The organism is Stenotrophomonas lactitubi (assembly GCF_002803515.1).
GTDB classification, from domain to species: domain Bacteria; phylum Pseudomonadota; class Gammaproteobacteria; order Xanthomonadales; family Xanthomonadaceae; genus Stenotrophomonas; species Stenotrophomonas lactitubi.
In genome coordinates, this window is record NZ_PHQX01000003.1 from 45589 (window position 1) to 57371 (window position 11783).

The 11783-nt window shown below is 65.7% G+C and carries 9 protein-coding genes; 8 read left to right on the forward strand and 1 reads right to left on the reverse strand.

The window, feature by feature from the left end:
- Positions 1 to 47: 47 nt before the first annotated feature.
- The 8 genes from CR156_RS21755 to hglS all read left to right on the forward strand — a co-directional run bounded on the left by CR156_RS21755 (position 48) and on the right by hglS (position 9837).
- The gene (locus CR156_RS21755; RefSeq protein WP_100554556.1) at positions 48 to 3071 is read left to right on the forward strand and encodes a TonB-dependent receptor; all 3024 of its coding nucleotides are present in this window, start codon (positions 48 to 50) and stop codon (positions 3069 to 3071) included.
- A 55-nt stretch (positions 3072 to 3126) separates the two neighbouring features.
- On the forward strand, positions 3127 to 4677 hold the full coding sequence (locus CR156_RS21760) for a serine hydrolase domain-containing protein (protein WP_100554557.1): 1551 nt from the start codon (positions 3127 to 3129) through the stop codon (positions 4675 to 4677).
- Positions 4610 to 5323, forward strand: a complete 714-nt coding sequence (locus CR156_RS21765; RefSeq protein ID WP_100554558.1) for a M15 family metallopeptidase — start codon at positions 4610 to 4612, stop codon at positions 5321 to 5323. The genes CR156_RS21760 and CR156_RS21765 overlap by 68 nt, the downstream gene beginning before the upstream one ends.
- A 601-nt stretch (positions 5324 to 5924) precedes the next feature.
- Positions 5925 to 6296 carry a hypothetical protein gene (locus CR156_RS21775; protein WP_025878234.1) on the forward strand — a complete coding sequence of 124 codons (372 nt, stop codon included), beginning with the start codon at positions 5925 to 5927 and terminating at the stop codon, positions 6294 to 6296.
- 227 nt (positions 6297 to 6523) lie between these two features.
- The gene (locus CR156_RS21780; RefSeq protein ID WP_100554560.1) at positions 6524 to 6943 is read left to right on the forward strand and encodes an EF-hand domain-containing protein; all 420 of its coding nucleotides are present in this window, start codon (positions 6524 to 6526) and stop codon (positions 6941 to 6943) included.
- Positions 6944 to 7040: 97 nt separating this feature from the next.
- On the forward strand, positions 7041 to 7793 hold the full coding sequence (locus tag CR156_RS21785) for an HAD family hydrolase (protein WP_100554561.1): 753 nt from the start codon (positions 7041 to 7043) through the stop codon (positions 7791 to 7793).
- 31 nt (positions 7794 to 7824) lie between these two features.
- Positions 7825 to 8313 (forward strand): hypothetical protein, encoded by a 489-nt coding sequence (locus tag CR156_RS21790; protein WP_100554562.1) that lies wholly within the window; start codon positions 7825 to 7827, stop codon positions 8311 to 8313.
- A gap of 162 nt (positions 8314 to 8475) precedes the next feature.
- Positions 8476 to 9837, forward strand: coding sequence for a 2-oxoadipate dioxygenase/decarboxylase HglS (hglS, locus tag CR156_RS21795; RefSeq protein ID WP_100554563.1), 1362 nt, complete (start codon positions 8476 to 8478; stop codon positions 9835 to 9837).
- 85 nt (positions 9838 to 9922) lie between these two features.
- Here hglS and CR156_RS21800 read toward each other — a convergent pair whose 3' ends face one another.
- Positions 9923 to 11437: an acetyl-CoA hydrolase/transferase family protein gene (locus CR156_RS21800; protein WP_100554564.1), complete on the reverse strand. Its 1515-nt coding sequence runs from the start codon at positions 11435 to 11437 to the stop codon at positions 9923 to 9925.
- Positions 11438 to 11783 lie beyond the last annotated feature (346 nt).

Below are 11783 nucleotides of genomic sequence, written 5' to 3' on the forward strand. Positions count from 1 at the left end.
GACACACCACCCCACCACCATTCAATTCTTGCAGGAGAGAGCAGGGGATGAAGGCTTACAACATCAAGCGGGCGGCCTTGTGCGTCGCCCTCGGGACGTGTCTGGGCATCATGCTGCCCACCACGGCCATGGCCCAGAACGTGTCGGGTGCCGTTGCCGGCCGCGCGACCGCGGGCGACCAGATCACCGTCGTCAATGCCGGCACCGGTCTGACCCGGACGGTCACCGTCGGTGCCGATGGCAGCTACCGCCTCGGCCAGCTGCCGGTGGGTGACTACCGGCTGCAGCTCAGCCGCGATGGCCAGACACTGGGCGAACAGGTGGCGGTCAGCGTCGCTGTCGGCGGCACCACCACAGTCAACCTGGCCAGTGGCGGCGGTGTCACCAACCTCGATGCGCTGCAGGTGGTCGGTACCCGCGTGATCAACCGGGTGGACGTCTATTCCACCGAGACCTCATTCAACATCAACCGGCAGGAGATTTCCCGGCTGCCGGTGGCACAGGATCTGTCCGCTGTCGCGCTGATGGCACCGGGTGTGGTCGGCGGTAACTCCTCGTTCGGCGGCCTGTCCTTTGCGGGTTCCTCGGTGGCCGAGAACGCAGTCTTCATCAACGGCCTCAACGTCACCGACATGTACACGCGCCGCGGCTTCAGCACGGCACCGTTCGCGTTCTTCAATGAATTCCAGGTCAAGACCGGCGGCTACTCGGTCGAGTTCGGTCGTTCCACCGGCGGCGTGATCAATGCGGTCACACGCTCGGGCAGCAACGAGTTCAAGGGCGGCGTGGAAGTCACTGCCGAGCCCAGCGCGGGGCGCTCAAGCGGCGGCGACCATTTCCATCGCGACGGTACCCCGCATTCCTACGGCAGCCGCGACAACAATTCGTTCCTGAAGACCAACGTCTGGGGCTCTGGGCCGATCATCAAGGACAAGCTGTTCCTGTTCGCCATGTACGAGGACCGCAACGACCGCGGCCACAACACCTCGTCCGATGGCAGCACCTGGTTCAAGAACAAGTCCGGCAATGGGTTCTGGGGCACCAAGCTGGACTGGAACATCAATGACAACCACAGCCTGGCGCTGCTGGCATTTTCCGATGAAGGCGATGTCACCAATGCGTCCTACGCCTATGCCTGGGATGACAATCGTCTCGGCGACTGGGGCGGTGATTCGATCACCGAGACTGGCGGCAAGAACTGGTCAGCGACCTACACCGGTCACTTCGGACAGAACTTCACCGCCCGCGCGATGGTCGGCCAGAACAACCAGCGCGCGTTCACCAACTCGTCGCTGGACCAGGCCTGCAGCCCGGTGTTCACCGACAGCACCTATGGCACCCGCCTGTCCAAGCTGCAGGGCCTGCGCGCCGGCTGCCATCCGACCGGGACTGCCGTGGCCGAACGTGATGACACACGCGACGTGGCGCGCCTGGACTTCGAATGGCAGCTGGGAGACCACCTGCTGCGCTTCGGCGTTGACCGCGAGCTGATGACCACCGACCAGACCACCCGCTATCCCGGGCCGACCGCCTTGAGCTACACCGCCTACGTGGCGCGTCCCGGGGATGAAGTGTGGGACGGCGCCAATGGCTACGTGCCGGCCGGTGTCACCGAGATGCTGCGTGCGCGCAACCGGCAATCCGGCGGCAAGTTCGAGACCGAAGCCAATGCCTTCTACCTGGAGGACATCTGGAACATCACCCCGAACCTGATGCTGAACCTTGGCGTGCGCTGGGACCGCTTCGAAAACCGCACCGCCGCCGGCAAGGCGTTCATCAAGATGGACGATCTGATCGCGCCGCGCGTAGGCTTCTCGTGGGACATGAAGGGCGACGGCAGCACCAAGGTGTTCGGCAACGCGGGCCGTTACTACCTGCCGGTGACCAACAATATCAACGTCAACTTCGCCGGCGGCCTGACCGACGAGTACAGCTACTACGTGCTTGAGGGCTGGGAACGGAAGACCTCGCCCACCGGTTCGGCGTACATGGCGCCGGTCATCGGCCAGCAGGTCGGGCCGACCGACACCCGCATGAACACCGGTGGTGCCGACCTGCGGCAGAGCGTGGACAAGGATCTGAAGGCGGTCTACCAGGACGAGTACATCCTTGGTTTCCAGAACATGATCAACCAGGCCTGGTCGTGGGGCGTCAACGCGACCTACCGGCGCATGACCCGCGCACTGGATGACATCCGCATCAATTACACCCCGTGCGGACCGACGCCGAGCACGTTGTGGCCGATCGCAAACCCGGGCGAGAGCCTGACGATCTGGGGCGACAAGAGCATCGGCTGCGCCAACGAAGGCTGGATCACCATCGATACCGCCAACAGCGGCTATCGCAAGGGTGGCAGCGGCGAGGTGATCGGTTATTCCAAGCCGAAGCGGACCTACAAGGCGCTGGAATTCCAGATCGACCGCGCGTGGGACGAGAAGTGGATGCTCAACGCGTCCTACCTCTGGTCCAAGAGCGAGGGCAATTTCGAAGGGCCGGTGAACTCCGATACCAACTATGGCGACACCGGCATGGTCCAGTTCTGGGATCACCCGGCCACCAACGAACGTTACGGCGTGCTGTTCAACGACTTCCGTCACCAGTTCAAGCTGCGTGCTGCGTATGCACTGAACAAGCAGTGGTCGTTCGGTACCACGTTGCAGGTGCAGTCTGGCGGCCCGATCACTGCCTATGGCGTGATGTGGCCGAACGATTCGATTGCCGGCGGCAGCACGTCCAGTGAAGGCAGTGGCGGTGGCACCGGCTGGCTGTGCGTGGCCAACTGTTCCGACCCGTATGACAAACGCCAGTTCGAATACAGCCCGCGTGGTGCTTTCGGTCGCCTGCCGTGGACCTGGACCATGGGGGCGAACGTGACCTGGCGCCTGCCGGTGGAGGGCATCGACCTGAGTGCCCGACTCTCGGTGTACAACATCTTCAACAACCAGAAGACCATCAACGTGCACCAGCGCTACGAAGCGCAGCCTGGCCAGTACCGCGAGAACACCTTCGCCACCGGTACCCGTTGGCAGGCCCCGCGCTACACCCAGCTGGTGGTGACCTGGAACTTCTGATCGACGAGGATGCGCAGTGCCGGGCGTTGCCCGGCGCTGCCGATGGAGACCGGACGTGTATCGCCTGCTGACCTTCGCCGCGCTGCTTGCCGCCGCCCCTGCACAGGCGGTGGACAGCGCACGCCTGGATGCCGACATCGCTTTCGTGGACCAGCACGAGCACCTGCCGGGGCTGGCGATGGCGGTGGTCGAGGATGGCCAGGTGGTCTATCGCCACACCGAAGGGGTGCGCGGTGACGGCGGCCGCATCGACGACGACACGCTGTTCAAGATCGCCTCCAACAGCAAGGCGATGACCGCCGCGCTGCTGGCCACGCTGGTGGAACAGGGAAAGCTGCATTGGGATGATCCGGTGCAGCGTCACCTGCCGGCGTTCCGCATGCATGACCCGTGGGTGGGCGAACACCTGCAGGTACGCGATCTGCTGATCCACAACAGTGGCCTCGGCCTGGGTGCCGGTGACCTGATGCTGTGGCCTGAGCCCAATGCCTTCACCCGCAGCGATGTCATCGCCGGGCTGGCACACCTGAAGCCGGTCACCAGCTTCCGCAGCGGTTACGCCTACGACAACCTGATGTATGTCGTTGCCGGTGAGGTGGCTGCGGCCGCCGGTGGCAAGCCCTATGACCAGCTGATGCGCGAGCGGGTGTTTGAACCGCTGGGCATGACCCGTTGCCAGGTGGGCGCATGGTCGGTGAAGCAGGTCGGCAATGTCGCCCAACCGCATGTGCGGCGCGATGGCCGCAACGTGGTGGCCGGTGGTGATGGAGCGCTCAGCCCCGACCTGACGTCGATGGCGGCTGGTGGCATCCGTTGTTCGCTGCGCGACATGACGCGCTGGATGCAGGTGCTGCTGGACCCGTCGCTGGCACCGGCGTGGTTGGGCGCCGAGCAGCGCCGCATGCTGTGGACACTGCACATGCCGATGCCGTTGGGCGAACGCCAACGCGACTGGGACAACGCCCGTTTCTACGGTTATGGGCTGGGCTGGCGGGTGTCGGACATGGATGGGCACTGGAAGGTCGCGCACACCGGTACGCTGTCGGGCATGTATTCCTCGCTGGCGCTGCTGCCGGATCGCAAGTTCGGTGTGGTGATGCTGATCAACGGCGAGGCCGAAGACGCGCGTACCGCGCTGATGCAGTCGACGCTGAAACAGTTCACCGCGCCGGAAGACGCGCAACATGTGGGGTACTACCTGGCCGAGCTGGCCGCCGAACGGGCCGTGCGTGCTGCCACGGGCAGTCGTGCGCCTTCCACCCGGGCTGCGCAACCGGCTGCTGCCACCGATCTGGCGCAATGGCAGGGACGCTACCTCGATCCCTGGCTGGGCCCTGCCTCGCTGTGTCCCACCGCCAACGGCCTGCGCTTCAGCGTGGACAAGTCGCCCGCGCTGCAGGCAACGGTGCAGCAGTTAGAGGGGCGCTGGCTGCTGCGGTGGGATACGCTGGAACCCTCGGCGCAGGCGTGGCTGAATCCCGGCGCAGACACGCCGACGCTGGAGCTGCGCGCCATCGATCCGGAGATCGACTTCAGCTATGACTTCCAGGACCTGCATTTCACTCGTACTGGCGATTGCCCTGGCCCCGGCGGCCCACGCCGCTGAGTCACCACGCATCTCGCCCGCCACCGACGCCACTGCGGCGGGACTGGTGGAGATCCGCATGCTGTCGCCGCGCATCGAGATGGACATCCGCTATGCCGGTGCCAACAACTTCACCGCTGCGCCCGTGCCCGGCTATGAGGCGCCTGCATGCTATCTGCTGGCGCCAGTGGCAAAGGCGTTGGCCGATGTGGAGGGCGACCTGCGCGCGCAGGGCTTTGCGTTGCGCCTCTACGATTGCTACCGCCCGGTGCGCGCGGTGCAGGCGTTCATGGCCTGGGTGAGTGATCCGCAGGAACAGTCGCGCAAGGCGCTGCAGTATCCGGATCTGGGTAAGCCGCAGCTGCTGAGCGACGGCTACATCGCCGAGCGTTCCGGCCACAGCCGCGGTGCCACCGTGGATCTTGGCCTGCTGGATTGTCGCAGCGGGCGCTGCACGCCGATGGACATGGGCACCGACTTCGATTTCTTCGGCCCACGCGCGCATACGCAGACGCCGGGCTTGAGTGATGCACAGAACGCCAACCGCCAGCAGCTGGTGCAGGCGATGGCGCGGCGTGGTTTCGCCAACTATGCGCAGGAGTGGTGGCACTACACGATGCAACCCGAGCCGGATGCCGGTACTGCCTACGACGTGCCAGTGCGGTAGGGGTGTCGGCAGGGCTGCGCCCTGCACCTGCCGAAGCCTCAAGCCAGAGCAACGGCAACGGCAACAGCGGGCATTCCGTGGGATGGCGGGGTGGGTCCGGTTGCGGGGGACGCCGTGAATCCATCCATGGAGGCTTGGGCGCGCCATCCATGGCGCTTACACCCCCGCAACCGGACCCACCCCGCCTTCGACAGGTCTCCGCGATCTGTCGGAATGGCATGGCCTGCGCTTGGTGGGTGTCGACCACGCTGCTGTTGGTGGGTGTCGACCTTGGTCGACACGTAGATCCACGCCATGCGTGGATGCTCTTCGATCAATTGTCGAGATATTCGATTTCGATGGAGATTCATCCACGCATGGCGTGGATCTACCCGATCGCGGGAATCTGTCGAAGGTGGGGCGGTGTCGGATTGCGGGGTGTCAGCCGCATGGATGCGGCTGCCAAGCCCCCAGGGATGGGTTTACGGCGTCCCCGCACTCCGACACCGCCCCGCCACCCCACGGAATGCCTGCTGTTGCCGTTGCTTCGGCATCTGCAGGTGCAGGGCGCAGCCCTGCCGATACCCCTTACACTGGCCGCCTTCTCCTGCGTCCCCGCCCGATGAACCTTCCCCTGCATTTCGGCCTGCTCGGTACGCTTGAAGCGGGCCTCATCGCCCTGCTGGTCGGCCTGTTGGTGTACTTCCTGTGGCACCACCTGTGCCGGTTGCTGCACTGGACCGTGGGCCATGCGATCGGCTGGTCGTGCGTCATCGCGGTGATCATCTCCGCCGGCATCGACGCCTGGAAGCTGTTCTACATGGGCATCGTGCGGCTGGAGTCGCCACTGTATGCGCGCCTGTTCCTGTCCACCATCCACGATCCGAACGAACTGGGCAGCCGCGTGGTGCTGGAAATCGCCGGTGCGCTCTCCGGTGTTGCATTGGGATGGGTGTTGTTCAGTTCGCGGTCATCGGAAAAAACCGTCGACTGACGCAGGTTTTTCGTTCGTTGCCGGTTAAATCCGGTAGCGCTGAATGCTCGTCTTACTCCCTGCTCACTTCGCACTAACCACCGCGCTAAAGCATGCGTCCGGGTGAGTGGTTAACCATGCGTGTTCGCGGCGATCGCCGCGCAAAATCGATTCAGAAACGCGGTGGCAGGGTAGGTGCCGTGCGGAGACAACGACCGCGCACTACCACCCCTCAGGAGACACCCCAGATGACTATTCGCAACCGCAAGCCCCTGATCGCCCTGATCGTCGCCGCCGGCAGCGTGTTGGCCATCCCGGCGATGGCGCAGTCGGCCAAGCAGCAGGCCGCGCATGCACAGAACGAAGCGGCGCAGGCCCAGCAGGCGGCGGCACAGGCAGGCCAGGCGGCCGACCAGGCGACCGATGCGGCCGCGGCAGCATCGGCGCAGGCCAACGGCGGTGGCCAGACCTGGGCCAGCATCGATACCGATGGCAACGGCACCATCAGCAAGAGCGAAGCGCAGGTGAATGCGGGCCTTGCGCAGGTGTTCGACCAGGCTGATGCCAACAAGGACGGCCAGCTGAGTGCCGACGAGTACAAGGCCTACGTGGCCGCCCAGCAGGCGGGTGCCGGCGCAGGTGGCACGGCCGCGGGCCAGGGCCGCTGATCCACGGTTGAATTCGGGACAACCGGTGCATGGGCAACCCGGGTGGCTTCGGCCACCCGGGTTTTTTTCGTCATCTCCGCGCCTGTATCCTAGGGCGATGAACACCTCCACGCCTGCGCCTTCGCGCGCCATCGGCCTGGTCGGTTTTGACGGTGACGACACGCTGTGGAAGAGCGAGGACTACTACCGCAAGGCCGAGCAGGATTACCTGGACCTGCTGTCGCGCTACATCGACGTCCATGACACCCAGACCGCCCGCCACCTGCTGGAAGTGCAGCAGCGCCACCTCGGCGTGTTCGGCTACGGGGTGAAGAGCATGACGCTGTCGATGATCGAAGCGGCCATCGAGATCACCTCGCAGCGCATCGAGTCCAAGGACATCCAGCGCATCCTCGACATCGGCCACGACACCCTGCGCCATCCGGTCGAACTGATCGACGGCGTACGCGAGTCGGTGGCGGCCATCGCCGCGCAGTACCCGGTGGTGCTGATCACCAAGGGCGACCTGTTCCACCAGGAAGCCAAGATCAAGGTGGCGGCGCTGTCCGACCTGTTCCCGCGCATCGAGATCGTGTCCGAGAAGGACCCGGAAACCTATGCACGCGTACTGGCCGAATTCGACCTGCCGATGCAGCAGTTCGTGATGGTCGGCAATTCGCTGCGCTCGGATATCGAACCGGTGATCACCCTGGGCGGCTGGGGCATCCATACCCCGTACGCGGTGACCTGGGCGCATGAGACCCAGCACGGCGTGGCCGACGACGAACCGCGCATGGTCAACGCCGATACCGCCTGGGACTGGCCGGCCGCGCTGGCGACGATCGAGGCCAAGGCCGCCGCCGTGGCCTGACACGGCGCGCCCGCTGCGGCAGAATCGGGTCATGAAACTGCCACTGCGCGCGCTGCTGTTGTCCCTGCTGCTGGCGCCGGCCATCGTGCTGGCCCAGCAGACCGCCGAACGTTCGGCGACCTACGAGGTGGATACCGGCGACGCCTGGGTCGACACCCAGCTGGCCGACATCAACCATTACGCCGAGCGCTACCCCGATGCCTTCCTCGACGAGGTATCGCGCTACGCCGGTGTACCGCGCGGCTACATCGCCGCGCTGGCCACCACCCACCAGTGGCAGGCCGGTGACATCTACTTCGCCTGTTTCTGGGCCAAGGCCAGTGGCCAGGCCTGCCGCGACAGCGTGCGCGCCTTCAGCCAGGACCCCGAGGGCGGCTGGGCCGAGGTGGTGAAGCGGATGCCGGCCAAGCCGCAGAACCTGCATTACCGCGCCGTGCGCCACGCCATCGTGGCCAGCTACGAGCACTGGGACCGGCCGATCACCCTCGATGCCACGCTGAAGCGCCAGCTGGGCAGGTAGCGCCGGGCCGTGCCCGGCGAGCGCGCAGCGCGGCCCTGGGGTCCGCCGGGCATGGCCCGGCGCTACCGATGTTCTTCATGTTGCTCTGCGTATCGCCGCGGCCGCGCACTCCGGCGACAATACGGGTTCTCGCCGTTCCCCGTTCCCGTAACCGAGTGACTGATGAGCGCCTCTTTCGTTTCGCCTGATGTGATCCGCCGCCTGTTCGCCCAGGCCATGTCCCGCATGTACCGCACCGAAGTGCCGTTGTACGGCACGCTGGTGGAACTGGTGGAGCGGATCAACTCGCAGGTCCTGGCGCAGGACCCGGCGCTGGCCGCGCAGCTGCTGCGCAACGACGAGCGCGCGCGCCTGGATGAAGAACGCCATGGCGCGATCCGCGTCGGCACCCCGCAGGAACTGGCGACCCTGCGCCGCCTGTTCGCGGTGATGGGCATGTACCCGGTGGGCTACTACGATCTGTCGGTGGCCGGCGTGCCGGTGCATTCCACCGCCTTCCGCCCGCTGACCGCCGCTGCGCTGGCACTGAACCCGTTCCGCGTGTTCACCTCGCTGCTGCGGCTGGAGCTGATCGAAGACGAGGTGCTGCGTGCGCAGTCGGCTGAGATCCTCGCCCGCCGCCGCATCTTCACCGACGACGCGCTGGCGTTGATCGAGCAGGCCGAGCGCGAGGGTGGCCTGACCCAGGCCGATGCCGAGCGCTTCGTCGAACAGTCACTGGAAACCTTCCGCTGGCATGGTGACGCCACCGTGGATCTTCCGACCTACCACGCCCTGCACAAGGCGCACCGGCTGGTGGCCGACGTGGTCAGCTTCCGTGGCCCGCACATCAACCACCTGACCCCGCGCACGCTGGACATCGACGCTGCACAGGCGGCGATGATCGAGCACGGCATGGCCGCCAAGGCGGTGATCGAGGGCCCGCCGCGTCGCGCCTGCCCGATCCTGCTGCGGCAGACCAGCTTCAAGGCCTTGGAAGAGGCCGTGCATTTCCCGGACAACGAGGGCGGCGACGCCGGTACCCATACCGCGCGCTTCGGCGAGATCGAACAGCGCGGCCTGGCACTGACCGCCAAGGGCCGCGCGCTGTACGACCAGTTGCTGACCCAGGCGCGCGATACCGATGGTGCCGGCAGCACCGGCGGTGACTATGGCCAGCGCCTGCAGGCGGTGTTCGCCAGCTTCCCGGATGACCACGACACCCTGCGCCAGGAAGGCCTGGGCTACTACCGCTACCAGCTGACCGACGCGGGCCGCGCCGCGCCGGAACGCGTGGCCGATCTGCCGGCCGAAGTGCTGGTTGCAGCGGGCCTGGCCACGGCCGATCCGATCGTCTACGAGGACTTCCTGCCGGTCAGCGCCGCAGGCATCTTCCAGTCGAACCTGGGCGGTGGCGAGCAGCGCGCCTACACCGCACATGCCAATCGCGAAGCCTTCGAACAGGCGCTGGGCGCGGCGGTGAACGATGAGTTCGAGATCTACGAGCGCATCCAGGCCGAATCGCTGGCGGCGCTGCGCAGCTGATACGCCACATCCGCCGGGCATGGCCCGGCGCTACCAGGGTGTGATGCGGGGTAGCGCCGGGCCATGCCCGGCGAACCGGCAATACTCAAGCCTTCATCGTGCCCGTATCCAGCCATCGCTGGTGCCACGACAGGGCCTCCGGCAGCAGGTGCGGGGTGTGCTTGCCGTAGCTCTCGCGGCTGGCGCGGTCGAAGTAGTCCTGCAGCTGCGCGCGGAAATCCGGGTGCGCGCAGTTGTCGATCAGCACCTGCGCGCGCTTGCGCGGGGTCAGGCCACGCAGATCGGCCAGGCCCTGTTCGGTCACGATCACCGACACGTCGTGCTCGGTGTGGTCGACGTGGCTGGCCATCGGCACGATCGCCGAAATGGTGCCGTTCTTCGCCGTCGACGGGCTCAGGAATGCGGACAGGAAACCATTGCGCGCGAAGTCGCCGGAACCGCCGATGCCGTTCATGATCCGCGTGCCCATCACGTGCGTCGAATTGACGTTGCCGTAGAGGTCCACTTCGATCATGCCGTTCATGCCGATGCAGCCCAGGCGGCGCACCAGTTCCGGATGGTTGGAGATCTCCTGCGTGCGCATGATGATGCGCTCGCGGTAGAAATCGATGTTTTCCTTGAACGTCTCGTTGGCCTGCGGGCTCAGCGCGAAACCGGTGCATGAGGCATAGCTCAGCACGCCGTCGCGCAGCAGGTCGAGCATGCCGTCCTGGATCACTTCGGTGAACGCAGCCAGGTCGCGGAAACCGCTCTTGGCCAGGCCGGCCAGCACCGCGTTGGGGATGTTGCCCACGCCCGACTGCAGCGGCAGCAGGTTGGCCGGCAGGCGGCCGCGCTTCACTTCGTGCTGCAGGAACTCGATCAGGTGCGCGGCGATCTGCTCGCTGGTCGCATCGATCGGGCTGAACGGGCTGTTGCGGTCAGGGCCGTTGGTGCGCACCACCGCCACGATCTTGTCCGGGTCGCAGCGCAGCGCGGTCTCGCCGATGCGATCGTTGGCATTGACCAGCGGAATCGGCTTGCGGTGCGGCGGCAGCGCGGTGCCGTAGTAGATGTCATGCATGCCATCGACGCCGGCCGGCTGCCACTCGTTGACCTCGATGATCACCTTCTTGGCCAGGTCCAGCCAGGTCTTGTTGTTGCCCAGCGAGGTGGACGGCACCAGCGAACCATCCTCGCGGATGGCCGAGACTTCGATCACGGCGGTATCGATCTCGCCGTAGAAGCCGAACCAGACGTGCTGGGCAACGTGGCTGAGGTGGATGTCGATGTAATCCAGCTTGCCCTCGTTGATGCGGTTGCGCGCATCCGGGTCGCTCTGGAACGGCATGCGCATGGCGATGCCATCGGCCTTGGCCAGCGCGCCATCCAGTTCCGGCGCAGTGGAGGCACCGGTCATCAGGCTGATCTGGAAGGGCAGGCCCTGGGCATGCACCGATTCGATGCGGCGGGCCAGTTCAACGGGAACGGCCTTGGGGTAACCGGAGCCGGTAAAGCCGCTCATGGCCACGGTTTCACCGGGCTGGATCAGCGCGGCTGCGGCCTCGGCGGAGACCACGCGGTCACGAAGACGCGCGTTGGCGATGCGATCAACAGTCATGACGACAGCGTTTCTGGGGGAAATCCCGATTATCGGCCATCCCCTGCCGTACGGGGGGTTCTACCTTCGTGGAATGGTGTTTCCGGCAAGGCCTCTCCCATACCCGTCAGTTTTGTTTTGCAGTGCAGCGTGCAAAGTACTTTCGTACACCGCACGATGGCCCTGCATCCCGACGTGGGGGAGGGAGCAGAGCCCGCTGGCAGTTCGCTGCAAGCGGGCTTTTTTATTGCCTGTCGCTAAAGCTGAATGCGCGGTGCCGGGGTCGGATCCTTTTGCCAAGGGCAAAAGGCTCTGACCCCACAGGCCACGGCAACGGGTCACAGCCCTTCGCCGTTGGCAAAGGGAT

Coding starts and splice junctions, on each gene's coding strand:
- CR156_RS21775 (WP_025878234.1), top strand. CDS start 5,925: ATGAACCTTCCCCTGCATTTCGGCCTGCTCGGTACGCTTGAAGCGGGC.
- CR156_RS21780 (WP_100554560.1), top strand. CDS start 6,524: ATGACTATTCGCAACCGCAAGCCCCTGATCGCCCTGATCGTCGCCGCC.
- CR156_RS21800 (WP_100554564.1), bottom strand. CDS start 11,437: ATGACTGTTGATCGCATCGCCAACGCGCGTCTTCGTGACCGCGTGGTC.
- CR156_RS21790 (WP_100554562.1), top strand. CDS start 7,825: ATGAAACTGCCACTGCGCGCGCTGCTGTTGTCCCTGCTGCTGGCGCCG.
- CR156_RS21765 (WP_100554558.1), top strand. CDS start 4,610: ATGACTTCCAGGACCTGCATTTCACTCGTACTGGCGATTGCCCTGGCC.
- hglS (WP_100554563.1), top strand. CDS start 8,476: ATGAGCGCCTCTTTCGTTTCGCCTGATGTGATCCGCCGCCTGTTCGCC.
- CR156_RS21785 (WP_100554561.1), top strand. CDS start 7,041: ATGAACACCTCCACGCCTGCGCCTTCGCGCGCCATCGGCCTGGTCGGT.
- CR156_RS21755 (WP_100554556.1), top strand. CDS start 48: ATGAAGGCTTACAACATCAAGCGGGCGGCCTTGTGCGTCGCCCTCGGG.